The 25611-nt window shown below is 60.5% G+C and carries 17 protein-coding genes; 10 read left to right on the top strand and 7 right to left on the bottom strand.

The genetic code is table 11. The annotated features are described in order from the left end of the window. Positions 1 to 40: 40 nt before the first annotated feature. Together smc and ACM6I0_RS20730 are read right to left on the bottom strand one after the other, a co-directional pair. On the bottom strand, positions 41 to 3529 hold the full coding sequence (smc, locus tag ACM6I0_RS20735) for a chromosome segregation protein SMC (protein WP_285432131.1): 3489 nt from the start codon (positions 3527 to 3529) through the stop codon (positions 41 to 43). 2 nt (positions 3530 to 3531) lie between these two features. Then, positions 3532 to 4191: a GntR family transcriptional regulator gene (locus tag ACM6I0_RS20730; protein ID WP_414923142.1), complete on the bottom strand. Its 660-nt coding sequence runs from the start codon at positions 4189 to 4191 to the stop codon at positions 3532 to 3534. 266 nt (positions 4192 to 4457) lie between these two features. Between ACM6I0_RS20730 and xdhA the strand changes: the two genes are divergently transcribed. From xdhA to guaD, 4 genes are all read left to right on the top strand, one after another. Continuing rightward, complete coding sequence (xdhA, locus tag ACM6I0_RS20725) at positions 4458 to 5912, top strand: xanthine dehydrogenase small subunit (protein WP_414923141.1); 1455 nt, start codon at positions 4458 to 4460, stop codon at positions 5910 to 5912. Continuing rightward, positions 5905 to 8304, top strand: coding sequence for a xanthine dehydrogenase molybdopterin binding subunit (gene xdhB, locus ACM6I0_RS20720; RefSeq protein ID WP_414923140.1), 2400 nt, complete (start codon positions 5905 to 5907; stop codon positions 8302 to 8304). The genes xdhA and xdhB overlap by 8 nt, the downstream gene beginning before the upstream one ends. Before the next feature lie 117 nt (positions 8305 to 8421). Next, on the top strand, positions 8422 to 9267 hold the full coding sequence (gene xdhC / locus ACM6I0_RS20715) for a xanthine dehydrogenase accessory protein XdhC (protein WP_414923139.1): 846 nt from the start codon (positions 8422 to 8424) through the stop codon (positions 9265 to 9267). An 8-nt stretch (positions 9268 to 9275) separates the two neighbouring features. Then, positions 9276 to 10580, top strand: a complete 1305-nt coding sequence (gene guaD / locus ACM6I0_RS20710) for a guanine deaminase (RefSeq protein WP_285432139.1) — start codon at positions 9276 to 9278, stop codon at positions 10578 to 10580. A gap of 227 nt (positions 10581 to 10807) precedes the next feature. On the opposite strand, the gene ACM6I0_RS20705 is transcribed toward guaD, so the two are convergent. After that, positions 10808 to 11572, bottom strand: a complete 765-nt coding sequence (locus tag ACM6I0_RS20705) for a GntR family transcriptional regulator (RefSeq protein WP_150631658.1) — start codon at positions 11570 to 11572, stop codon at positions 10808 to 10810. A gap of 346 nt (positions 11573 to 11918) precedes the next feature. Here ACM6I0_RS20705 and ACM6I0_RS20700 point away from each other — a divergent pair, with 346 nt between their 5' ends. Then, complete coding sequence (locus ACM6I0_RS20700; RefSeq protein ID WP_414923138.1) at positions 11919 to 13109, top strand: benzoate/H(+) symporter BenE family transporter; 1191 nt, start codon at positions 11919 to 11921, stop codon at positions 13107 to 13109. Positions 13110 to 13159: 50 nt separating this feature from the next. Here ACM6I0_RS20700 and ACM6I0_RS20695 read toward each other — a convergent pair whose 3' ends face one another. Continuing rightward, the gene (locus ACM6I0_RS20695; RefSeq protein ID WP_007896965.1) at positions 13160 to 13504 is read right to left on the bottom strand and encodes a YggL family protein; all 345 of its coding nucleotides are present in this window, start codon (positions 13502 to 13504) and stop codon (positions 13160 to 13162) included. A 235-nt stretch (positions 13505 to 13739) separates the two neighbouring features. On the opposite strand from ACM6I0_RS20695, the gene dacB reads away from it, so the two are divergent. Further along, positions 13740 to 15200 carry a D-alanyl-D-alanine carboxypeptidase/D-alanyl-D-alanine-endopeptidase gene (gene dacB / locus ACM6I0_RS20690; RefSeq protein WP_285432142.1) on the top strand — a complete coding sequence of 487 codons (1461 nt, stop codon included), beginning with the start codon at positions 13740 to 13742 and terminating at the stop codon, positions 15198 to 15200. 140 nt (positions 15201 to 15340) lie between these two features. Here dacB and ACM6I0_RS20685 read toward each other — a convergent pair whose 3' ends face one another. Both ACM6I0_RS20685 and rlmKL read right to left on the bottom strand, forming a co-directional pair. After that, entirely contained in the window at positions 15341 to 17731 is a 2391-nt protein-coding gene (locus ACM6I0_RS20685) for a diguanylate cyclase (protein ID WP_414923137.1), read from the bottom strand. 142 nt (positions 17732 to 17873) lie between these two features. Beyond that, positions 17874 to 20144 carry a bifunctional 23S rRNA (guanine(2069)-N(7))-methyltransferase RlmK/23S rRNA (guanine(2445)-N(2))-methyltransferase RlmL gene (gene rlmKL / locus ACM6I0_RS20680; protein WP_090181917.1) on the bottom strand — a complete coding sequence of 757 codons (2271 nt, stop codon included), beginning with the start codon at positions 20142 to 20144 and terminating at the stop codon, positions 17874 to 17876. Positions 20145 to 20674: 530 nt separating this feature from the next. On the opposite strand from rlmKL, the gene rmf reads away from it, so the two are divergent. Continuing rightward, complete coding sequence (rmf, locus tag ACM6I0_RS20675; protein ID WP_003223300.1) at positions 20675 to 20890, top strand: ribosome modulation factor; 216 nt, start codon at positions 20675 to 20677, stop codon at positions 20888 to 20890. Positions 20891 to 21019: 129 nt separating this feature from the next. Here the strand turns inward: rmf and ACM6I0_RS20670 are convergent, their stop codons facing one another. Further along, positions 21020 to 22039, bottom strand: coding sequence for a quinone-dependent dihydroorotate dehydrogenase (locus ACM6I0_RS20670; RefSeq protein WP_414923136.1), 1020 nt, complete (start codon positions 22037 to 22039; stop codon positions 21020 to 21022). Positions 22040 to 22269: 230 nt separating this feature from the next. Between ACM6I0_RS20670 and ACM6I0_RS20665 the strand changes: the two genes are divergently transcribed. From ACM6I0_RS20665 to ACM6I0_RS20655, 3 genes are all read left to right on the top strand, one after another. After that, positions 22270 to 23481 carry a CmpA/NrtA family ABC transporter substrate-binding protein gene (locus ACM6I0_RS20665; protein ID WP_414923135.1) on the top strand — a complete coding sequence of 404 codons (1212 nt, stop codon included), beginning with the start codon at positions 22270 to 22272 and terminating at the stop codon, positions 23479 to 23481. A 15-nt stretch (positions 23482 to 23496) separates the two neighbouring features. Continuing rightward, positions 23497 to 24072 carry an ANTAR domain-containing response regulator gene (locus ACM6I0_RS20660; protein ID WP_008146285.1) on the top strand — a complete coding sequence of 192 codons (576 nt, stop codon included), beginning with the start codon at positions 23497 to 23499 and terminating at the stop codon, positions 24070 to 24072. A gap of 322 nt (positions 24073 to 24394) precedes the next feature. Next, positions 24395 to 25606 carry a nitrate/nitrite transporter gene (locus ACM6I0_RS20655; protein ID WP_414923134.1) on the top strand — a complete coding sequence of 404 codons (1212 nt, stop codon included), beginning with the start codon at positions 24395 to 24397 and terminating at the stop codon, positions 25604 to 25606. Positions 25607 to 25611 lie beyond the last annotated feature (5 nt).

The following is a 25611-nucleotide window of genomic DNA, read 5'->3' as shown; positions in this document are numbered from 1 at the left end:
AGTCCTACAGACTAAAAATACTTCCCCTACAACTACCCACTCAAGCATCCACCATCGCCATTGCCTCTTCGACATCCACTGCCACCAGACGCGAGCAACCCGGTTCGTGCATCGTCACCCCCATCAGTTGATCGGCCATTTCCATGGCGATCTTGTTGTGGGTGATGTAGATGAATTGCACCGTTTCCGACATCTCTTTAACCAACCGTGCGTAGCGTCCCACGTTAGCGTCGTCCAGTGGTGCGTCAACTTCATCAAGCATGCAGAACGGCGCCGGATTCAATTTGAAGATCGCAAACACCAGGGCCAATGCCGTCAGGGCTTTTTCGCCACCGGAGAGCAAATGGATGGTGCTGTTCTTCTTTCCTGGCGGCTGCGCCATGATCGTTACCCCTGTATCGAGTAGATCTTCGCCCGTCAGTTCCAAATACGCGCGTCCTCCACCGAAAACTTTCGGGAAAAGAGCCTGTAAACCGCCATTGATCTGATCAAAGGTATCTTTGAAGCGGTTGCGGGTTTCCTTGTCGATCTTGCGAATCACGTTCTCGAGGGTGTCCAGCGCTTCCACCAGATCGTCGTTCTGCGCGTCCAGATAACGTTTACGCTCGGATTGTTGTGTGTATTCGTCGATGGCCGCCAGGTTGATCGCACCGAGACGCTGAATGCGTGCGGCAATGCGTTCAAGTTCTTCCTCGGCGTCCTTCTCGTTGGCCTCGGTCGTCAGCGTGGCGAGCACGCCGTGAAGGTCGTAGCCGTCTTCCAGCAATTGATCTTCGAGGGTTTTGCGGCGCACGGTCAGGGCTTGCCATTCCATGCGCTGGGTTTCCATCTGCCCCCGAATCAACTGCGACTGCTGTTCGGCCTGGTGCCGGCGTTTCTCGGCGTCGCGCAGTTCGCGGTCGGCGTCTTCCAGCGCGATTTGCGCGGTCTTGAGTTCTTCGTCAACGGTCATGCGCTTGTCGAGCAACTCTTCGAGTTTCAAGCGCAACTCTTCCAGTGGTGCTTCGCCCTCCTCCAGATTAAGACTGAGCTGTTCGCGTTTTTCGGTCAGGCGCTCGGACTGCATTTCCAGTCGTTCCAACGCCTGGCGCGTGGAGTCGTGTTGCGCCTTGAGCGAGCCCAGGCGCACCGCCAGTTGATGGGCGTGATCCTTGTGCTGCCGGGCTTCCTGACGCACGCGATCAAGTCGCTCGCGCAGGCTGTCGCGCTGGGCCAGCAGCAACTCGCGCTGCTCGGTGTCCAGCGCCATGGCATCGAGGGCTTCCTGCAACTGCAGACGCGCCTCGCCGATATTTTCGTGTTCCAGCGCGCGCTGCTCGGCCAGTTCGGTGAGCTCTTCATCCAAGCGCGTGCGGCGCAAGGTCAGTTGTTCGACCTTGGCTTTGCCGGCGGATAACTGAGCCTTCAACTCGCCTTGCTGACGCGCTTCGTCTTGCAGCAAACGACGCAAGTGCTCGCGACCGTTTTCCTGCTGACGCTGTTGCGCCCGCAGGTTTTGCAATTGCGTTTCGAGGGTTTCGACCGTGGCTTCGCGCTCTTCACGCTCCTGGGTCAGACGCTGGATTTCCTGGCCACGGGCGAGCACGCCGCTTTCCGCTTCGCTGGCCCGGCGCACACGTAAAAAGTGCCGACCCACCCAGTAACCGTCGCGGCTGATCAGGCTCTCACCGGCGGTCAATTGACCGCGCAAGTCCAAGGCCTGCTCAAGGGTGTCGACCGGTTTGACCTGGCCCAACCAAGGCGACAGATCAACTGACGCTTCAACTTTATCGAGCAGGCTGCCCGGCACCCGCGCGCCATCGCTGGCCGGGCTGAGCAAGCGCAAATCACCTTGGGCAAAACCGGCCAGATCGAAGTCGCCGAAATCGTCAACCAACACCGCTTGCAGGTCGGCGCCCAGCACGGTTTCCACCGCCAGCTCCCAACCCGCTTCGACTTTCAGGCCCTCGGCCAGGCGCGGACGGTCGGCCAGATGCTGATCGCGCAGCCATTCAGCGGTGCCGGTGCCTGGATCGAGTGCCGCTTGCTGCAACGCTTCAAGCGATGCGAGGCGACCGTTGAGGCGCTGCAAATCGCCTTGGGCCTGTTGCTGATTTTGCAGGGCAAGCTGCAATTCCTGGCGCAGCTGCTCAAGGCGTTCGACCTGGGCTTCTTCGCTGGCCTGTAAGTCTTCAAGCGTGGCCTCGGACGTGGCCAACTGCTCGCTGAGCTCCATGATCGCCGCGTCTTCCGGGTCCGCCGAAAGCAACGCACGTTCTTCACCCAGGCGCTTCTGGCGGTCGGCCAAACGCTCCATGCTGGTTTCCAGCTGCTGGATGCGTGATTGCTGAACTTCAGACTGGCGACGCGGTTCGGCGGCGGTGAGGTTGAACGTGTCCCACTGCTCCTGCCAGCCGTGCATGGTGGTTTCGGATTCTTCCAGCGCGGCGGCGGCCTCTTCGGCGGCGGCGCTGGTGACTTCCTGCTCGGGGGTGAGCATGTCCAGCTCTTCGCCGAGGGTCAGCAGCAAGGTGCGGTCGTGGCCCAAGTGAGACTCGGTTTCCAGACGCGCGCGCTCGGCTTCTTTGAGATCGTCCTGCAACTGCCGCAAACGCTGCTGGCCGTGCTGGATGCTCTGTTCGACCCGAGCGATATCGCCACCGACCGAATAGAAACGCCCCTGCACCAGATTGAAGCGTTCGGACAGGTCATGGTGCCCGTCACGCAGGCGCTCGATGGCCGCATCGGCGTTGCGCTGCTCGGCGACCAACGCTTCGAACGTGACTTCCTGATTACCGATGATCGCTTCGCGCTGACCGACCTGTTCGTTCAATGCCTGCCAGCGCAGGGCCGACAGTTGGGCCTTGAGCTGACGCTCCTCGCCTTTGTATTCCTGATACTTCCTGGCGGCCTCGGCCTGACGGTGCAAGCGTTCGAGCTGACGCTCGAGTTCTTCGCGCAGGTCGGTCAGGCGGGCGAGGTTTTCGTGGGTGCGGCGGATGCGGTTTTCAGTCTCGCGCCGGCGTTCCTTGTATTTGGAGATGCCCGCCGCTTCTTCAATAAAGTTGCGCAGGTCTTCGGGCTTCGACTCGATCAGCTTGGAGATCATCCCCTGCTCGATGATCGAATAGCTGCGCGGGCCCAGGCCGGTGCCGAGGAAGATGTCGGTGATATCGCGACGACGGCACTTGGTGCCGTTGAGGTAGTAAGTCGTCTGGCTGTCGCGGGTCACTTTGCGGCGAATGGAAATTTCCGCATAGGCGGCGTATTCGCCGAGCAACGTGCCGTCGGAGTTATCGAACACCAGCTCGATGCTGGCCTGGCTCACCGGTTTGCGGCTGGTCGAACCATTGAAGATGACGTCGGTCATCGACTCGCCACGCAAGTTCTTGGCCGAGCTTTCGCCCATCACCCAACGGACGGCGTCGATGATGTTCGACTTGCCGCAGCCATTGGGCCCGACGACGGCCGCCATGTTGCTGGGGAAGTTCACCGTGGTCGGGTCGACGAAGGATTTGAACCCCGCCAGCTTGATGCACTTTAGCCGCACGCTTAAGCGTCCGTCAGGGCGGAAACCACCAGATCGCAGCTGCGCTGGCCGTATGCCGTCAGCACTTCGCGAATCTGCGTAAAGTCCCGGGCCAGCACTGCCGCCAGCAGGCGTTCGAACAGCTCAAGAAATTCGCTCATCGACGCTTTGCGCTGGTCCAGGGCGAGAAAATACGCACGGCTCATGGCCGGCTGCAGATTCTCGACGGTTTCCTGCAAATAAGGGTTGTTGGCAAACGGGTACGCAGCACGCATCACGTTGAAGCTGTCGTCAACGAAGGTGCGGATGTCCTGTCGCTCATAGCTGGCGGCCAGGCGCTGCTGGATCTGCACGAATGGCGCCATGTCGGCCTGGACTTTCCAGCCGCTGGCCACGGCGTTGCCGAGCAGAATGTAAAGCTCGCTCATCAGCGTGCACAGGCTCTGGACCTTGTGGGCGGTGAGCTCGGTGACATGCGCGCCCCGTCGCGGCAGGATCGCGATCAGGTGGCGGCGTTCGAGGATCAGCAAGGCTTCACGGACCGAACCGCGGCTGACATTGAGGGCCTGCGTGACCTTCTGTTCCTGGATGCGCTCTCCCGGCTTCATTTCGCCGCGAATGATGCGTTCGGCGAGGTGATGGGCGATTTGCTCGGCGAGGCTGTCCGGCGCCTTGAACGTCATGGGTGTCCTTCAAATTCTTCGATCTGTACAAGCGGCGCAGTGTAGCGCACATGAAGGGTCATGGCGGAGTGCCCACTCAGCGGTTTTTGGCACGAATCACGCAAAAGGCAAGCTATCGCGCGAGGGTCAATAATGAAGGAACGAGTCGTTGATCGACAAAATGCTATTTCCTGACCTTTAAGTCAGAAAATCATTGACCGCAAAGTCAGACCTGATAAATTCGGTTCAAGTCGGTTAACAACAATAATGAGTCTGCGAGGCCTTCCGTGATCCAGTTTTTACTTAACCAGGAACTCCGTAGCGAGCACGCCCTGGACCCAAACCTGACCGTGCTCAATTATCTGCGCGACCATGTGGGCAAACCCGGCACCAAAGAAGGCTGCGCCAGCGGTGACTGTGGCGCCTGCACCGTGGTGGTCGGCGAGCTGCAAACGGATAACGATGGGCGCGAACACATTCGCTATCGCAGCCTCAACTCGTGCCTGACGTTCGTGTCGTCATTGCACGGCAAACAATTGATCAGCGTCGAAGACCTCAAGCACCAGGGCGAGCTGCACAGCGTGCAGAAAGCCATGGTCGAGTGTCACGGCTCGCAATGCGGCTTCTGCACCCCAGGCTTCGTGATGTCGCTGTTCGCGCTGCAAAAGAACAGCGATCAACCCGACTCGCACAAGGCTCACGAAGCACTGGCAGGCAACCTCTGTCGCTGCACCGGCTATCGGCCGATCCTGCAAGCCGCCGAGCAATCCTGCTGCGCCAAGCAACCCGACCAGTTCGACGCCCGTGAAGCCGAGACCATCGCGCGCCTGAAGGCCATCGCCCCCACCGACATCGGCGAACTCAACAGTGGCGACAAGCGCTGCCTGGTGCCGCTGACCGTGGCCGATCTGGCTGACCTCTACGACGCTTATCCACAGGCGCGCCTGCTGGCTGGCGGGACGGATCTGGCGCTGGAAGTCACTCAGTTCCACCGCACGCTGCCGGTGATGATTTACGTCGGCAATGTCGCCGAAATGAAGCGCATCGAGCGTTTCGACGATCGCTTGGAAATCGGCGCCGCGACCGCCCTCTCCGATTGCTACGACGCCTTGAAAGCCGAATACCCGGACTTCGGCGAACTGCTGCAACGCTTCGCGTCCTTGCAGATCCGCAACCAGGGCACCCTCGGCGGCAACATCGGCAACGCCTCGCCCATCGGTGATTCGCCACCGCTGCTGATCGCCCTCGGCGCGCAGATCGTTTTGTGCAAAGGCGAAACCCGCCGCACGATGGCGCTGGAAGACTACTTCATCGATTACCGAGTCACCGCGCGCCAGGAAAGCGAGTTCATCGAAAAGATCATCGTGCCCCGTGCCAGCGCTGAACAATTGTTCCGCGCCTACAAGGTGTCCAAGCGTCTGGACGATGACATTTCCGCCGTCTGCGCCGCGTTCAACCTGCGCATCGACAACGGCGTGGTCGCTGATGCCCGTGTCGCCTTTGGTGGCATGGCGGCGATTCCGAAACGCGCCAACCACTGCGAAGCCGTGTTGCTCGGTTCACCGTTCAACAACGCCACCGTCGAACGCGCCTGTGTCGCACTGGCCGAAGATTTCACGCCGCTCTCGGACTTCCGCGCCAGCAAAGAATATCGCCTGCTCAGCGCGCAGAACCTGCTGCGTAAATACTTCATCGAACTGCAAACACCGCACATCGAGACTCGGGTGACCGCTTATGTCTAATCATCACGCAGTAGAGAAGACCCAAGCCGAACTGGCTGAACTGTTCGCCAAGGACCTGACCACCGGCGTCGGTCGCAGCGTCAAGCACGACAGCGCCGCCAAACACGTGTCCGGTGAAGCGCAGTACATCGACGACCGCCTGGAGTTTCCGAACCAGTTGCATGTTTACGCACGCCTGTCGGACCGCGCCCACGCGAAAATCATCAGCATCGACACCAAGCCCTGCTACGCCTTTGAAGGTGTACGCATTGCCATCACCCACGAAGACGTGCCGGGCCTGAAAGACATCGGCCCGTTGCTGCCGGGCGACCCACTGCTGGCGATTGATGACGTGCAATTCGTCGGCCAGCCGGTACTCGCCGTTGCCGCGAAAGACCTGGAAACCGCACGCAAAGCCGCGATGGCCGCGATCATAGAATACGAAGATCTCGAGCCGGTGCTGGACGTGGTCGAAGCTCTGCGCAAACGCCATTTCGTGCTCGACAGCCACACCCATCAGCGTGGCGACTCGGCCGGCGCCTTGGCAACCGCCGAACATCGCATCCAGGGCACGCTGCACATTGGCGGCCAGGAGCACTTCTACCTCGAAACCCAGATCTCTTCGGTGATGCCGACTGAAGACGGCGGCATGATCGTTTACTGCTCGACCCAGAACCCGACCGAAGTGCAAAAACTCGTGGCCGAAGTGCTCGACGTGTCGATGAACAAAATCGTCGTCGACATGCGCCGCATGGGCGGTGGTTTCGGCGGCAAGGAAACCCAGGCCGCGAGCCCTGCTTGCCTGTGTGCAGTGGTCGCGCACCTCACCGGCCAGCCGACAAAAATGCGCTTGCCACGGGTCGAAGACATGCTGATGACCGGCAAGCGTCACCCGTTCTACGTTGAGTACGACGTGGGCTTTGACAGCACCGGCCGGCTGCACGGCATCGCTTTGGAACTGGCCGGCAACTGCGGTTGCTCGCCGGACCTGTCGGCGTCGATTGTCGACCGTGCGATGTTCCACGCCGACAACTCGTACTACCTGGGCGATGCAACCATCAACGGTCACCGCTGCAAGACCAACACCGCGTCGAACACGGCGTATCGTGGTTTCGGTGGCCCGCAAGGCATGGTCGCGATTGAAGAAGTGATGGACGCCATCGCCCGTCATCTTGGCCTCGACCCGCTGGCCGTGCGCAAGGCCAACTACTACGGCAAGACCGAGCGCAACGTCACCCATTATTACCAGACCGTCGAGCACAACATGCTCGAGGAAATGACCGCCGAACTGGAAGAAAGCAGCCAGTACTTTGAGCGCCGCGAAGCGATCCGTCGCTACAACGCCAACAGCCCGATCCTGAAAAAAGGCCTGGCGCTGACCCCGGTCAAATTCGGTATTTCCTTCACCGCCAGCTTCCTCAACCAGGCGGGTGCGCTGATCCACGTCTACACCGACGGCAGCATCCACCTGAACCATGGCGGCACCGAAATGGGCCAGGGCCTGAACACCAAAGTCGCGCAAGTTGTGGCCGAGGTGTTCCAGGTGGAAATGGACCGCGTGCAGATCACCGCAACCAACACCGACAAGGTACCGAACACCTCGCCGACCGCGGCTTCCAGCGGCGCCGACCTGAACGGTAAAGCCGCACAGAACGCCGCTGAAATCATCAAGAAACGCCTGATCGAATTCGCCGCGCGGCAGTACAAGGTCAGCGAAGAAGACGTGGAATTTCACAACGGTCACGTGCGGATTCGCGATCACATCCTGACCTTCGAGGCGCTGATCCAGCAGGCGTATTTTGCTCAGGTGTCGCTGTCCAGCACCGGGTTCTACAAGACTCCGAAAATCTTCTACGACCGCAGCCAGGCGCGGGGGCGTCCTTTCTACTACTACGCCTTTGGCGCGGCCTGTTGCGAGGTGATCGTCGACACCCTGACCGGCGAATACAAGATGCTGCGTACCGACATCCTCCACGACGTCGGTGCCTCGCTGAACCCGGCCATCGACATCGGCCAGGTCGAGGGCGGTTTCATCCAGGGCATGGGCTGGCTGACCATGGAAGAGCTGGTCTGGAATGCCAAGGGCAAATTGATGACCAACGGCCCGGCCAGCTACAAGATCCCGGCGGTGGCCGACATGCCACTGGACCTGCGGGTGAAGCTGGTGGAAAACCGCAAGAACCCGGAAGACACGGTGTTCCATTCCAAGGCTGTGGGCGAGCCGCCGTTCATGCTCGGCATCGCCTCGTGGTGTGCGATCAAGGACGCGGTGGCGAGCCTGGGCGACTACAAGCATCAACCGAAGATCGACGCGCCGGCGACGCCGGAGCGAGTGTTGTGGGGTTGCGAGCAGATGCGCCAGTTGAAGGCGGCGAAGCCTGCTGAGGCTGAAGCCGAGTTGGCTTCGCTCTAAGACCGAGGCGCGGCCAATCGCCAGCAGGCTAGCTCCCACAGCGGAATGCAATCAACTGTGGGAGCTAGCCTGCTAGCGATGAGGCCCGGACAGACAACAGAGATGTTGAGGTGAAACATGTACAACTGGATCGACGCCCTCGCCGACCTGCAATCCCAGGGTGAACCCTGCGTGCTGGTGACCATCATCGAAGAGCTCGGCTCGACGCCGCGCAATGCTGGCTCGAAGATGGTCATCAGCGCCACCCAGACCTTCGACACCATCGGTGGCGGTCACCTGGAATACAAGGCCATGCATATCGCCCGCGAGATGCTGGCAAGCGGCAAGCAGGACACCCATCTGGAACGCTTCAGCCTCGGCGCCAGCCTTGGCCAGTGCTGTGGCGGCGTGACCGTTTTGCTGTTCGAACCGATGGGCCAGGTCCAGGCGCAGATCGCCGTGTTCGGCGCCGGTCATGTGGGTCGCGCCTTGGTGCCACTGCTCGCCGGCTTGCCCTGCCGCGTGCGCTGGATCGATTCCCGGGAAGACGAATTCCCTGAACACATCCCTCATGGCGTACGCAAGATTGTCAGCGAAGAACCGGTGGACGAAGTCGACGACCTGCCCGCCGGCAGCTACTGCATCGTCATGACCCATAACCACCAGCTCGACCTCGAACTCACCGCCGCGATCCTCAAGCGCAACGACTTCGCCTACTTCGGCCTGATCGGTTCGAAGACCAAACGGGTGAAGTTCGAACATCGCCTGCGCGAGCGCGGTTTTGACAGCAGCGTGCTGCAACGCATGCGCTGCCCGATGGGCATCGGCGAAGTCAAAGGCAAGTTGCCTGTGGAAATCGCCATCTCCATCGCCGGCGAAATCATCGCCACCTATAACGCGAATTTCGGCCAGCACACCGCCAGCGCCGGATCATCGATTGCCAAACTGCTGCCCGCTACTCGCCGCAGCCAAGCTTCCAATTGAGAACTCACATGCCTCTGACACGCAAAGCCTACCGCGCCGCCATCCTCCACAGCATCGCCGACCCCGCCGAAGTGGGCATCGAAGCCTCGTACGAGTATTTCGAGGACGGCCTGCTGGTGGTTGATAACGGCCAGATCAGCGCCCTTGGCCACGCCAGCGACTTGCTGCCGACCCTGCCGGCCGACATCGAGATCACCCATTATCAGGACGCGCTGATTACCCCCGGCTTCATTGATACGCACATTCACCTGCCGCAAACCGGCATGGTCGGTGCCTATGGCGAGCAGTTGCTCGATTGGCTCAACACTTACACCTTCCCGTGCGAAAGCCAGTTCGCCGACAAGGCGCACGCCGATGAAGTCGCGGACATTTTCATCAAGGAACTGCTGCGCAACGGCACCACCACCGCGCTGGTGTTTGGCAGCGTGCACCCGCAATCGGTGAATTCGTTTTTCGAAGCCGCCGAACAGCTGGACCTGCGGATGATCGCCGGCAAGGTGATGATGGACCGCAACGCGCCGGACTACCTGACCGACACCGCCGAATCCAGCTACGTGGAAAGCAAGGCGCTGATCGAGCGCTGGCACGGCAAGGGCCGCCTGCATTACGCGGTCACCCCGCGCTTCGCGCCGACCAGCACCCCGGAACAACTGACCCTCGCCGGTCAGTTGCTCAGCGAATACCCTGACCTGTACATGCAGACCCACATCAGTGAAAACCTCAAGGAAGTTGAATGGGTCAAGGAGCTGTTCCCGGAGCGCAAGGGTTACCTCGACGTCTACGACCACTACAAACTGCTTGGCGAGCGCTCGGTGTTTGCCCACGGCGTGCACCTGTGCGACGACGAGTGTGCGCGACTGGCGCAGACCGGCTCGGCCATCGCCTTCTGCCCGACCTCGAACTTCTTCCTCGGTAGCGGCCTGTTCAACCTGCCAATGGCCGAGAAGCACAAGTTGAATGTCGGTTTGGGCACGGACGTGGGGGGTGGCACCAGTTTTTCGCTGCTGCAAACCTTGAACGAAGCCTACAAAGTCATGCAGCTGCAAGGTGCGCGACTGAGCCCGTTCAAATCGCTGTACCTGGCAACGCTGGGCGGCGCGCGCGCGTTGCGCCTGGAAGGCAAGATCGGCACCTTGCAACCGGGCACCGACGCCGACTTCCTGGTGCTGGACTACAACGCCACGCCACTGCTGAGCTATCGCCTGAAGCAGGCCAATAACATCGCCGAGACGTTATTTGTATTGATGACGCTGGGGGATGACCGGACGGTGCTGCAGACGTATGCGGCGGGGAATCAGGTGCATCAGCGCTAAGTTCTCTCCACGCTGATCGTTCCCATGCTCCGCGTGGGAACGATCAGAGCTTTTCAGGGCATAAAAAATCCCCCAGTGCTTTTCAGCCTGGGGGATTTTTATTGCCTGTCCTGCCACCATCGCCAGCAGGCTGGCTCCCACAGTGATGTGTGGGGTTCACGAGATTTGCGTGCGACCTCAAAACCCTGTGGGAGTCAGCCTGCTGGCGATAGGGGCACCACGGACCATCAGATTTTCGCCGACGAACGCCCTGGCTTCTTGGTCTGCAACAAATGCGAGAACACCGCATGCAAGTCATCCGACGCGCTTTCTTCGTCGAGGTTGAGTTTGCTGTCGATGTGATCCATGTGATGCATCATCAGATTCACTGCCAACTCACCGTTGCGCGCTTCGATCGCGTCGATCAACTGGGTGTGCTCGTCGTAGGAACAGTGCGAGCGATTGCCGCTTTCATACTGGGCAATGATCAACGATGTCTGGGACACCAGGCTGCGCTGGAAGCTGATCAGTGGCGCGTTTTTCGCCGCTTCGGCCAGTTTAAGGTGGAACTCGCCCGACAAACGGATACCGGCACCACGATCGCCACGGGAGAAGCTGTCGCGTTCGTCGTTGACCATCTGGCGCAACTCGGCAATCTGTTCGGCGGTGGCGTGTTGAACGGCCAGTTCAGTGATCGCCCGCTCCACCAGACGCCGCGCGAGGAACACCTGACGGGCCTCTTCGACACTCGGGCTGGCGACGACAGCGCCACGGTTTGGACGCAGCAGCACGACGCCTTCATGGGCCAGGCGCGACAGCGCGCGGCGAATGATGGTGCGACTGACCCCGAAAATTTCCCCCAGCGCTTCTTCGCTCAACTTGGTGCCGGGCGCCAGACGCTGTTCGAGGATGGCCTCGAAGATATGCGCGTAGACAATATCGTCCTGGGTACCGCTGCGGCCGGCTTTGCCTGCTCGCGGTTGTTTCTTTAGGGGTTGCAACTGTTCGTTCATGGGCACTCGAGTCGGGAGAACTGCGGCGAATTGACCGTGACTGTAATACGGCACAGTGGGTCGCTGGCAAGTATCGCGTAAAAAACACCGCGATTGTACACAATGGATGGTGGCAACACGACTGTACGGCTGTTTGTCACTTCCGCTGTATTGCAACGACTGGTTACCTTTGAGTTTAGGCTTGAACACAGAATCCGCGATCCCTGTGGGAGCGAGCTTGCTCGCGATGGCGGCAGGTCAGTCGACATTTATGTTGAATGTGAAATCGCTATCGCGAGCAAGCTCGCTCCCACAGTAGGTTGGCGTTGCAACGGACATCTTTATCAGAACAAGGAACACCGCTGTCATGAACGACGCCACGCACACGCAGCTCCGCCCCCTGGCCGACACGTCACCGTCGGCCATCGTCGCCGGCTTCATCGCGATGATGACCGGTTACACCAGCTCCCTGGTCCTGATGTTCCAGGCCGGGCAAGCGGCGGGGTTGACCAGTGGGCAGATTTCCTCGTGGATCTGGGCGATCTCGATCGGCATGGCGGTCTGCTCCATCGGCCTGTCCTTGCGTTATCGCACGCCGATCACCATCGCCTGGTCCACGCCCGGTGCAGCGTTGCTGATCACCAGCCTGGGCGGCGTCAGTTACGGCGAAGCCATCGGCGCCTACATTACCTGCGCGGTGCTGGTGACGATTTGTGGTTTGACCGGCAGCTTCGAACGCTTGGTGAAAAGAATTCCGGCTTCATTGGCCGCGGCATTGCTGGCGGGGATCCTGTTCAAGATCGGCAGCGAAATCTTCGTCGCCGCCCAGCATCGCACCGGGCTGGTATTGGGAATGTTCTTCACGTACCTGGTGATCAAGCGCCTGTCGCCACGGTATGCGGTGCTCGCGGCATTGCTGGTCGGCACGGCGTTGTCGGGGTTCATGGGGCTGCTGGATTTCAGCGGCTTCCATCTGGAAGTGGCAACGCCGGTCTGGACCACGCCGCATTTCTCTCTGGCCGCGACCATCAGCATCGGCATCCCGCTGTTCGTGGTGGCAATGACGTCGCAGAACATGCCCGGCATTGCCGTGCTGCGCGCCGACGGCTACACCGTGCCAGCCTCCCCGCTGATCACCACCACAGGGATCGCTTCGTTGCTTCTGGCGCCGTTCGGCTCCCACGGCATTAACCTGGCGGCCATCAGCGCGGCGATCTGCACCGGGCCGCATGCCCATGAAGATCGTAACAAGCGCTACACGGCGGCGGTGTGGTGCGGAATTTTCTACGGGATCGCCGGCGTGTTCGGCGCGACGCTGGCAGCATTGTTTGCCGCGTTGCCCAAGGAGTTGGTGCTGTCGATTGCCGCGCTGGCGCTGTTCGGTTCGATCATCAATGGCTTGAGCATCGCCATGACCGAAGTGAAGGAGCGTGAAGCAGCGCTCATCACCTTTATGGTCACGGCGTCGGGGCTGACGCTCTTTTCCATCGGCTCGGCGTTCTGGGGGATTGTGGCGGGGGTGTTGACGCTGCTGATCCTGAATTGGCGTAAAACCTAAAATCTGCGCATAAAAAAACGGCGACCCTTGGGTCGCCGTTTTTTATGACATCAAGCTACCGGATTGATCGGCTTTTCCGGGTACCAGACGTCGATCAGCGGGCTGACGGTTGCTTCGGTCAGTTCGCTGCGGCCTTTGAGCCAGGCTTCAACAGCGGCACGCTGCTCTTCGGATACCGAGCCACGCTTCTGCAGGCAAACCAGACCGAAGTCGTCGCCGCCAACATAGCCCAGACCGTTGGCTTCCATGGCTTCTTTCAGGAACGCGTCGAGGAAAGCATCAATGGCTTCATCAGCCAAATCTTCTTTGAAATCCAGGTTCAGTTCGAAACCCAGCTCTTGAAATTCATCGACGCACAGTTTTTTGCGCAGACGCTGGGAACGGTTAGTCGCCATTGGAACAATCCTCATAAGTAATAACGGGCGGCACTTTAGCAGTTTCGGCCGCTGATTGCCCGACTCTCGGCGGCGTGACGCCTACCGCCGGTAAAAAAATAGCAAATCAGAGAGGCCTGGCACGGCACAAGCGGTTGCACCTTGGGGCATAATGCCGACACTTTCATGACCACTGAGGGATTTTTGTCTCCATGCCCTCGTCTTTTTTCCCCTCGGCTGTAGGGTTTTATTTCACATGATCAAGTCTTTGCGTCCATTGCTGCTGGCCGGTTTCCTGCTTCCCCTGGCCTTCTCCGTTTCCGCCGCGTCCATCAATACCGGCCTGTCGCCCAACGTCGAAAAAGCCCTCAAGGCCAGCAAGCTGCCGGACACCGCCCTGTCGCTGGTGATGATTCCGCTGACCGGTCCGGGCACCCCAACCGTTTTCAACGCTGACGTTTCGGTCAACCCGGCGTCGACCATGAAGCTGGTCACCACCTACGCCGCGTTGGAAATGCTCGGCCCGAACCATCAGTGGAAAACCGAGTTCTACACCGACGGCACCTTGAGCGGCGGCATCCTCAACGGCAACCTCTACCTCAAGGGTGGCGGCGATCCGAAACTGAACATGGAAAAACTCTGGTTGCTGATGCGTGACCTGCGCGCCAACGGCGTGACGCAAATCACTGGCGACCTGGTGCTCGACCGCAGCTTCTTCGTCCAACCGCAATTGCCCGAGTTCAACGATGACGGCAATGACGAGAACAAGCCGTTCCTGGTCAAGCCAGATTCGCTGATGGTCAACCTCAAGGCCCTGCGTTTCGTGGCACGCAACGACAATGGCCGGGTGCTGATTTCGGTGGAACCGCCGATCGCCACCATCAACATTGAAAACCAGGTCAAAGCCGTCAATTCCAAGCAATGCACCGGTGGCGTGCGCTACAACCCGGTGACCCAGGCCGATGGCAGCGTGACCGTGACGGTTGGCGGCCAGTTGGGCGATGGCTGCAGTTCGCAGACTTACCTGTCGCTGCTCGACCACGCTACGTATACCGCAGGCGCGGTGCGTGCGATCTGGAAAGAACTGGGCGGCAGCATCCAGGGCAAGGATCGCCTGGCCCCGACGCCAAGCGACGCCAAGGTACTGGCCCGGGCTTACTCGCCGGACCTGGCGGAAATCATTCGCGACATCAATAAATACAGCAACAACACCATGGCCCAGCAGTTATTCCTGAGCCTGGGCCAGAAATTCCGCACCGACGCTGACGGCGACGACGCCAAGGCTGCCCAGCGTGTGGTGCGTCAGTGGCTGGCGAAGAAAGGCATCACCGCGCCGCACCTGGTGATGGAGAACGGTTCCGGCCTGTCCCGTGCCGAACGGGTGAGCGCGCGTGAAATGGCGGCGATGCTGCAAGCCGCATGGCGCAGCCCGTACGCCGCCGAGTTCATCAGTTCGATGCCGATTGCCGGCACTGACGGCACCATGCGCAAACGCCTGAAAACCACGGCCATGCGCGGCGAAGCCCACGTCAAGACCGGCACCCTGAACACGGTACGCGCGATCTCCGGCTTCAGCCGCGACGTCAACGGCAATACCTGGGCGGTGGTGGCGATTCTCAACGACAAGGCGCCGTTTGGTGCTTCGTCGGTGTTGGATCAGGTGCTGCTGGACCTGTATCGCCAGCCGAAAGTGCCGGAAACGGCTTCGGTGCTGTGACCTGATCCGCCTGACACTGATCGTTTGATCGTTCCCACGCTCTGCGTGGGAATGCAGCCCGTGACGCTCCGCGTCACTGGACGCAGAGCGTCCCTGGAGACATTCCCACGCGGAGCGTGGGAACGATCATCTGGTGTGGCTTACTTCATCTCTTCCTGTACCCGATCCCGTCCCGCCTGCTTCGCCGCGTAAACCCCCGAATCCGCCCGCAACAACAGCGCATCCGCGCCCTCCCCGACTCGCCAACTGGCAATCCCGAAACTCGCGGTCACGGTGCCGACGCCTTCGATCGGTGTACCGCGTAACCCCTGCCATAGCTGCAAGGCCAGGACATGCGCGTGCTCGCCGTCAATGTCCGGGCAGAGCACCATGAACTCCTCGCCGCCCAGGCGACAGAATATGTCAGTGCGGCGCAGGCGATGACCGATGCGTTCGCACACGGCCTGCAACACCCGATCGCCCACGGCGTGGCCATGCACGTCATTGATGCGTTTGAAGTGGTCGATGTCGAGCATGATCACCGACAATTCGCCGCCACCGCGTTCGACCCGGGACATTTCCGTGGTCAGGCGCTCTTGGAAGTAGCGGCGGTTGTGGATTCCGGTCAGGGAGTCAGTGATCGACAGCGCCCGCAGTTCCTCCTCCACTCGCTTCAGGTCGGAAATGTCCGAAACATAGCCATGCCACAGCACACCGCCGCCGGGCAGTTCTTCCGGAGTTGCCTCGCCACGCACCCAGCGCAGGCCGCGTTTGGGCAGTTGCACACGGTATTCCTCGCGCCACGGGCTGAGGGTGTCCGCCGACGCCCGGATCGAAGCGCGCACGCGGGTGGTGTCCTGAGGATGAATCCGCGTGAAGATTGCTTCGGCGTCGAACAACAGCACGTCTGGCTCGAGTTCGTAAATGTCGCGAATACCGTCGCTGGCATAAATCACGCTGAAGCGCCCGTCAAACTCCATCTTGAATTGATAAATGCCACCGGGCACATGAGCGCTGAGTTTTTTCAGCAGCAGGTCTCGCGCGGCCAATGCCTCATGCACGCGCTTGCGTTCGGTGATGTCGATGCAAATGGCCAGATGCCCGACCCACAGGCCTTGTTCGTCGAGCACCGGGGTCGCGAGCATATTGACGGTCAAATGGCTGCCATCCTGGCGGACCAACGTCCACTCCCGCGCTTCGTGGCCCCCCTCTTCGCCGCCCTCGACCAGCATCGCCTGACAGGTCGGAATCGGCTTGCCATAGCACGCACTCAATTCGGCCGCGCGGGCTACCAGCTCGCGAGGGAAGTGCAGGTTTTCCAGGGTCATGTGCCCCACCACTTCGGCACTGGAGTAACCCAGCATCTGCTCGGCCCCGGCATTGAAGGTGCTGATGACACCGCGCAAGTCGGTGGCAATGATCGCCACCTGAGTCGCGGCATCGAGCACACCGCGTAACTGGCCGTGGGTGCCGCGCAACTCCTGCTCACGGGCGTGCAATTCCTGGGTGCGCAGCTCGACCATTCTCAGCGCACGCTGGCGCTGACTGACCAACACATAGAGCAACGCACTGAGCAACAGACTTAGCAAACCGCCGAGCACCACCAGGCTGCTCACCGAGGAATGGTTGGCTTGCAGAAAGGCTTCGCTGGGCAGGATGTCGACTTGGTAGTCATGATCGGCCATGCGCAGCAGGCGTGTCGCGGACAACTCGCTGGTGGCGGGCGCATTGGAGGATTCATAAAGCACTTCGTGCTGATCATCGGTGGACAAATCGAGGATCCGCACCGAGAGGTAGTCATGACTGGCCTCGGGCAAACCATCCGCCAACAGCTGACGCATGCTGATCACCGCCATGACATAACCGGAGGGTTTCCCAGCCGGATCACTGGCCTGCTTCACCGGCGCCACTAACAACACTCCGCGCGAGTAAGCCGGTTCGATGCTGACCAGATGCATCGGCTTCGACACCGCCATGCCCCCCAGTTGGTTGGCCCGCTCCAGCGTATCGCGGCGCAAGGGCTGGGCCCACAAGTCGTACCCCAGCGGCGAGCCGAGCCGACTTTGCGTCTGACTGTAAAGCACGGCCACGTATTCATCCCGTTCGGCCGCCAATTGCAGTTGGCCTTCAGCATTGAGTTCGCGGATGGTGAAGTCGCTCACCCCCTCGTCGCGCACCCGGCGTTCGAAGGCAGGCCGTTCGGTGCGAGTGACACGCGTGGCGAACGAGTACGCCTGCGTGCGGTGCAAGAGTGGTTGGGTGTAGCCGTCGAACTCCTCGCGGGAGACCGACTCGGAATTGGCGAAGAACCGGCGCAACCCGTCAAGGCGTTGCTCCTGGTCTTCGAAACGTTCTTCGATGCGGCTGTAACGTTCACTGGCCAGCAGTTGGAAACGTTGCCGCAATTGATGCTGAAACAGATTGAGCGTCGACCAGGTCAGCAAACCGGTGAGAATTCCGCCAGCGAGCAATACCAGCAGCGCGACCAGCCAGGCCGAGACATCTTCGCTGATAAAACCCAGGATCTTGGGGCGCACGGCGTGCAACGACATAGACGCAACTCAAAACGCCAGGTGCGGGAAAGCCCATTGGCCATGCGTTGAGTTATAGCTATTAGCCACTAATTTGACCAGCACAGAAAGAACCAAAGAGCCTTTAAAAATCAAGGCTCTGTGGATCCAATCGGCTTAACTGTCAACGGGCCGTGATTTTCCATGCACGGTGGATCTTGCCGTTACGGGCAAAATCCGGATCGATGGTCTGGGCGGTGATTTCTTCGACGGCATAACGCTCGGTGAGGTTTTCCTCGAGCGTGAATTTGCGGAAGTTGTTGGAGAAGTACAGCACGCCGCCCGGCGCCAGCCGTGCCATGGCCAGATCGATCAATTGCACCTGGTCACGCTGCACGTCGAAGATGCCTTCCATGCGCTTGGAATTGGAGAACGTCGGCGGATCGATAAAGATCAGGTCGTACTCGTCACGGCAGGCTTCAAGCCACGCCATCACGTCACCCTGCTCCAGACGGTTCTTGTCGGAGAAACCGTTCAGCGACAGGTTGCGACGCGCCCAGTCGAGGTAGGTTTTCGACAGGTCGACGCTGGTGGTGCTACGGGCGCCACCCTTGGCCGCGTGAACACTGGCGGTCGCTGTGTAGCAATACAGGTTGAGGAAGCGCTTGCCGGCCGCCTCTTTCTGAATCCGCATGCGCATTGGGCGGTGGTCGAGGAACAGCCCGGTGTCGAGGTAGTCGGTCAGGTTGACCAGTAACTTCACACCGCCTTCGTTGACCTCGACGAATTTGCCCTGCGCCGCTTGGCGTTCGTACTGCTTGGTGCCGCTCTGGCGCTCGCGGCGCTTGACCACTACGCGGCTCTTGTCGATGTTCAAGGCCTGCGGAATGGCCGCCAGGGCATCGAACATGCGCGCCGAGGCTTTTTCCGGGTCGATGGATTTCGGCGCGGCGTATTCCTGGACGTGGACCCAATCCTGATACAGATCGATGGCCATGGAGTATTCCGGCATGTCGGCATCGTAGACGCGATAGCAGTCAATGCCTTCGCGCTTGACCCACTTGCCCAGCGCCTTGAGATTCTTTTGCAAGCGGTTGGCAAACATCTGCCCGCCTTCGCTCAAGCGCGGCTGCTCGATCACCACCGGAGCCGGTTTGATCGGGTTGCCGTTCTTGTTGTACTTCTCGTACTTGCCCGGTGCCACATCGTTGTCGGCGACTTCGACTTCAGCCTGCTCACGCTCGACCTGACGCTGTTCCGGGGTGCGACGCTCGCCGGTGACGAACTGGTCAGGAGTGACCTTGATCAGCAGCAGCTTGCACGGCAAGGCGCCGTTCCAGAACGAATACTGCTTGAAGCTGCGGATGCCCATGCGCTTGCCCAGCTCCGGGGCGCCGGTGAAGACGGCCGCTTCCCAGTTCAGGCAAGCCTGACGCAGGCGCTCGCCGAGGTTCTGGTAGAGATAAAGCAGACTTGCTTCGTCGCCCAGGCGCTCGCCGTATGGAGGGTTGCAGATCACCAGGCCTTTCTGGTTCTGGTCTGGACGTGGCTCGAACGTGGCGACTTCGCCCTGGTAGATCTTGATCCACTCGCTCAGGCCCGCACGTTCAACGTTGTTGCGGCCCGGCTGAATCAGCCGCGGGTCGGCTTCATAACCGCGAATCCACAGCGGTGGCTTGGCCAGGCCGGCAGCGGCGCGTTCGGTGGCTTCTTCGTGGAGTTTTTTCCACAGTGCCGGTACGTGACCGAGCCAAGCGGTAAAACCCCACTGCTCGCGACGCAGGTTCGGCGCCATGTCGGCAGCGATCATGGCCGCTTCGACCAGGAACGTACCCACACCGCACATCGGGTCAGCCAGTGCGCCGCCCTCGGCCGCAATGCGTGGCCAGCCGGAACGGATCAGGATTGCGGCCGCCAGGTTTTCCTTGAGCGGTGCCGCGCCTTGCTGCAAGCGATAACCACGCTGGTGCAGGCTGTGGCCGGACAGGTCGAGCGAGAGAATGGCTTCGCCACGGTCCAGACGCAGGTGAATGCGCAGGTCCGGGTTGAGCTTGTCGATGGACGGACGGTCGCCTTGCGGGGTGCGCAATTTGTCGACGATGGCGTCTTTGACTTTCAAGGCGCCGAAGTGGGTGTTGTCGATGCCCGAGCCGTGGCCGCTGAATTCGACAGCCAGGGTGCCATCGTTGAGCATGTGGTCTTGCCACTCGATGTCGAGCACGCCGTGATACAGGTCTTCGGCGTCCTTCATCGGGAAACGCTTGAGCACCAGCAGCACCCGGTTCGCCAGACGCGACCACAGGCACAGGCGATAAGCGGTTTCCATGGTGGCCATGCCGCGCACAGCCGAGGTGTGCTCACGCGCGTCCTCAAGGCCAAGCCCGACGGCTTCCTCGATGAGCAGGCCTTCAAGGCCTTTGGGGCAAGTGAGGAAGATTTCGAATTGATCGGACATTGGAGTTTCAAAGCCTTTAGCTAAGTGAACCGGCAACGCATTGCCGGCCCGGTTTTCAATCAGGCGCTTTTCTAAAAGAGCGCCCGCGTGGCACGAAGGTGTGCCGTCCCACCCCTGCAAGCCCAAGTTAAAAGAGCTTAGATGCAAAGGCAGATAAAAAAGTTGATGCAACAAAATGTCATAAGTCGACCCTTCGTCGAATAATGCCCCTGAGCAACGCGAGACATTCTCACCAAAGGATTAACCCCATCAGTCAGCGCGGGGCAGATCATACCGGGGTTTGGCCAATAAACACGGGCAAACATCGTGTTACTTATGGCCATACCACCTTAATGGTTACGTCCTTATGACAAAACGATCATTCCATCGGTGTGACGCATTGGTTAGAACTCAATACAGGTTGACGCCGCAACGACGTCAACACCTTGGCTCGCGACGCCGGCAGCGAGCCCCAACGGCAGGAGTTTTTCTGCCAGACCTCAATTGAGGTCGACGCGATAAATACAGTCAACAAGTGAGGGCAACACCCTATGAGAAGACTTAAGCGTGATCCGTTGGAAAGAGCATTTTTGCGCGGATATCAATATGGCGTTGGTGGCAAATCCCGTGAGCTTTGCCCATTTACTCTACCGTCGGTACGCCAAGCCTGGATTAATGGCTGGCGAGAAGGACGCGGCGACAACTGGGACGGTATGACCGGCACTGCGGGAATCCACAGACTCAACGAACTTCACGCCGTCGGCTAATTTACAGGGCCAAACACTCCGACACGACAATCTGATTACTGAATGACTTAACCACGCACGCCCCATCCGGGCGGCGGGCTCCGGCCCAGGGGCACCTTCGAGGTGCCCTTTTTTATGCCCGAAAAAGAATCAGCGCAGCGCTGCGATGGCGTCGACGGACTCGCGAATAAGCGCCGGGCCTTTGTAGATGAAACCGGAATAGAGCTGCACCAGGCTCGCGCCCGCGGCGATTTTCTCAGCCGCGTGCTTGCCTTCGGTGATGCCGCCCACGGCGATGATCGGCAAGCGACCGGCCAGTTCCGATGCCAATACCTTAACGGTGTGGGTGCTTTTTTCGCGAACCGGCGCGCCGGACAGACCGCCCGCCTCCTCGCCATGCTCCAGGCCTTCGACGCCGACGCGGCTCAGGGTGGTATTGGTGGCGATCACCGCGTCCATCCCGGTTTCGATCAAGGCTTGCGCGACCTGTGCGGTTTCTTCGTCGGTCATGTCCGGTGCGATTTTGATCGCCAGCGGCACGTGTTTGCCGTGGCGCAATGCCAGCTCCGCGCGACGCGTCGCCAGATCTGCCAGCAACTGCTTGAGCGAATCGCCGAACTGCAAACTACGCAGGCCCGGGGTATTCGGCGAGCTGACGTTGACCGTCACGTAGCTGGCGTGGGCGTAGACCTTGTCCAGGCAGATCAGGTAGTCGTCAACCGCACGCTCCACCGGCGTGTCGAAGTTCTTGCCGATATTAATGCCCAGCACACCCTTGTACTTGGCTGCCGCCACACGGGCCAACAGATGATCGACACCGAGGTTGTTGAAACCCATGCGGTTGATGATCGCCTCGGCCTGCGGCAGACGGAAAATCCGTGGTTTCGGGTTGCCCGGCTGCGGGCGCGGAGTAATGGTGCCGATTTCAACGAACCCAAAACCCAGTTGCGCGAAGCCGTCGATGGCCGCGCCATTCTTGTCCAGGCCGGCCGCCAGACCGACCGGGTTCGGGAAGTCCAGGCCCATAACCTTCACCGGCATTCTCGCCGGGGCTTTGCACAGCAAACCGTTGAGGCCCAAACGCCCGCCCGCGCCGATCAAGTCCAGGGACAGATCGTGGGAGGTTTCCGGGGAAAGTTTGAACAACAGCTGACGGGCCAGGGTGTACATGGGCGGCTTTGACTCGAATGGCGGCGAAATGAGGCGGCGATTATAGCCGGGCATCGGGGTCGCAAGCGAGGCACGCGGCAAAATCAACGGGCGATGGCATATGCCTTGCACCGGCATAGGCATCAGCACTCATGCCAACGGCGGGATGAGTCGAAAGACAACGGCGTCGTCACAAGGCTTTGCTCGCGCAAGGGTCTGGGACGACGTTTTTTTTGGGAAGGTGTTGAGTCATGAATGAAACCACAGCGGGCCCACTCGCCTGGGTCAACGGCAGCGATGCCCCGGAAAAGACCGAAATCAACCTCGGCTTCATGGCCCTGACAGACTGCGCCTCGGTGGTGGTCGCGGCCACCCAGGGTTTCGCCCAGCCTTATGGCCTGACCCTGAACCTCAAGCGCCAATCGTCCTGGGCCAACCTGCGGGACAAACTGGTCAGCGGCGAACTCGATGCCGCGCACAGCCTGTACGGTCTGATTTACGCCGTACACCTGGGCATCGGCGGTGTAGCCCCCACCGATATGGCGGTGTTGATGGGGCTGAATCAGAACGGTCAGAGCATCAACCTCTCCCATGGCTTGCAAGCCTTGGGCGTGACCAGTCCTGAAGCACTGGATCGGCACGTGCACCAAAGTCGCCCAAAACTGACCTTCGCCCAGACATTTCCAACAGGCACCCACGCCATGTGGCTGTATTACTGGCTTGCGAGCCAGGGCATTCATCCGTTGCAAGACGTCGACAGTGTGGTGGTGCCGCCGCCCCAAATGGTCGCGCACCTGCAGGCGGGTCGCATCGATGGTTTCTGCGTCGGCGAGCCTTGGTCCGCCAGTGCGGTGAAGCAGAACCTGGGCTTTACCCTGGCGACGACCCAGACGATCTGGCCCGATCATCCGGAAAAAGTCCTCGGCTGCACCCGTGCCTTTGTCGAGCAATACCCGAACACGGCGCGGGCGCTGGTGATGGCGATTCTGGAGGCCAGCCGCTTCATCGAGCAAAGCACCGAGAACCGTCGCAGCACCTCCAAACTCTTAAGCGCACCGGAATACCTCGATGCGCCGCTCGATTGCATCGAGCCACGGTTGCTGGGCGATTACGCCGACGGACTCGGCAATCGCTGGCAGGACCCGCACGCCCTGCGCTTCCATGGGGACGGTGAGGTCAACCTGCCGTACTTGTCCGACGGCATGTGGTTCATGACCCAATTCCGCCGCTGGGGCTTGTTGCGTGACGACCCGGACTACCTTGGCGTGGCCCGTCAGGTCCAGCAACTAGACTTGTACCGTGACGCGGCGGCTGCGGTCGGTGTTGCCGCCGAGGGCCAGGCCATGCGCGCCAGCCAACTGATCGACGGCAACATCTGGGACGGCAGCGACCCGGCCGGCTACGCCCGCAGTTTCAAGTTACACGCCATGAGCGACAGCTCGCACCGATTCGCCACCCGCTGACAGGAGACTGCGAACATGTTGCGTATCCTGCTGATCAACGACACGGCGAAGAAAGTCGGTCGCCTGAAAGCCGCCCTCACCGAAGCCGGGTTCGAGGTCATCGACGAATCCGGCCTGACCATTGACCTGCCCGCACGCGTCGAAACGGTGCGTCCGGACGTGATCCTGATCGATACCGAGTCACCGAGCCGCGATGTGATGGAGCAAGTGGTGCTGGTGTCGCGCGATCAACCGCGGCCGATTGTGATGTTTACCGACGAACACGACCCCGACGTGATGCGTCAGGCAATCAAGTCCGGCGTCAGTGCCTACATCGTCGAAGGCATTCACGCACAACGCTTGCAGCCAATTCTCGACGTGGCGATGGCGCGCTTTGAAAGCGACCAGGCCCTGCGCGCACAACTCAACGCCCGCGATCAGCAACTGGCCGAGCGCAAGCGCATCGAGCTGGCTAAAGGGCTGCTGATGAAAATGAAGGACTGCAACGAGGAAGAGGCCTACACCCTCATGCGCCGCCAGGCCATGAGCCGCCAGCAGAAGCTGATTCAGGTGGCGGAACAGATCATCGCCATGAGTGAACTGCTCGGCTGACGGCCCCATCGCGAGCAGGCTCGCTCCCACAGGGGAGTTGCGTCGTGCACAAATCACTGTGGGAGCGAGCCTGCTCGCGATTGGCCACGACTCGGTATCAAGGTGTTGGCACAAATCTCGCTAAGTAATCACTACAGGTAACCAACGGCGGTTGCCCCACCTACGACAAAGACGTCGCTCACCTTATTTGCCCATGGCGAATCGGGTGGCGGCGTTTTTTAGTTTTTGGCCCCAGAGACCGGGGCCGGTGGTGCGGCCGATGCGGCGCCCCACCTGCAAGCTCATGACTCTTTCTCAAGACTCCCTACAGCTGAGGTGCGCGATGAATTCAAGCTTCTGGAAATCCGGCCATACCCCGACACTGTTCGCGGCCTTCCTCTATTTCGACCTGAGCTTCATGGTCTGGTACCTGCTCGGCCCGCTGGCGGTGCAGATCGCCGCCGACCTGCACCTGACCACCCAACAGCGAGGGATGGTGGTGGCCACGCCGATTCTGGCCGGTGCCGTGCTGCGCTTCATCATGGGCATGCTGGCTGATCGCCTGTCGCCAAAAACCGCCGGGCTGATCGGCCAGGTGATTGTCATCTGTGCCCTGTTCGGCGCCTGGAAACTGGGCATTCACAGCTATGAGCAAGCGCTGGTGCTGGGCCTGTTCCTCGGCATGGCCGGTGCGTCCTTCGCCGTTGCCCTGCCGTTGGCGTCGCAATGGTATCCACCGCAGCACCAAGGCAAAGCCATGGGCATCGCCGGTGCCGGTAACTCGGGCACTGTGCTGGCGGCATTGATCGCCCCGGTACTGGCGGCGGCCTTCGGCTGGAGCAATGTGTTCGGTTTCGCCCTGATCCCGTTGATCCTGACCATTATCATCTTCGCCTGGCTGGCGAAAAACGCGCCTGAACGGCCGAAAGCCAAGTCCGTGTCCGACTACTTCAAAGCCCTGGGCGACCGCGACAGCTGGTGGTTCATGTTTTTCTACAGCGTGACCTTCGGCGGCTTCATTGGCCTGGCCAGCGCTCTGCCCGGTTATTTCAACGACCAATATGGCCTGAGCCCCGTGACCGCCGGTTACTACACCGCAGCCTGCGTATTCGGTGGCAGCCTGATGCGTCCGTTGGGCGGCGCGCTGGCTGACCGTTTTGGCGGTATCCGCACGTTGCTGGGCATGTACACGGTCGCTGCGGTCTGCATCGCAGCGGTGGGTTTCAACCTGCCGAGTTCCTACGCGGCACTGGCGCTTTTCGTCTGCACCATGCTCGGTCTGGGCGCGGGTAATGGCGCGGTTTTCCAACTGGTGCCCCAGCGTTTTCGCCGTGAGATCGGCGTAATGACCGGTTTGATCGGCATGGCCGGCGGCATCGGTGGCTTTGCACTGGCTGCGGGCATGGGCGCGATCAAGCAAAGCACCGGCAGTTATCAATTGGCCTTGTGGTTGTTCGCCAGCCTCGGTGTGCTCGCCTGGTTCGGTCTGCACGGCGTGAAGCGTCGCTGGAGAACCACTTGGGGTTCGGCCGCAGTGACCGCTGCCCGGGTCTGAGACGT

Origin of the sequence: Pseudomonas sp. IT-P294, from assembly GCF_949767865.1 — a bacterium.
In the GTDB taxonomy this organism is placed as follows: domain Bacteria; phylum Pseudomonadota; class Gammaproteobacteria; order Pseudomonadales; family Pseudomonadaceae; genus Aquipseudomonas.
The sequence above is the reverse complement of the archived record's forward strand: the minus strand, read 5'-3'. Positions and strand labels throughout refer to the sequence as shown.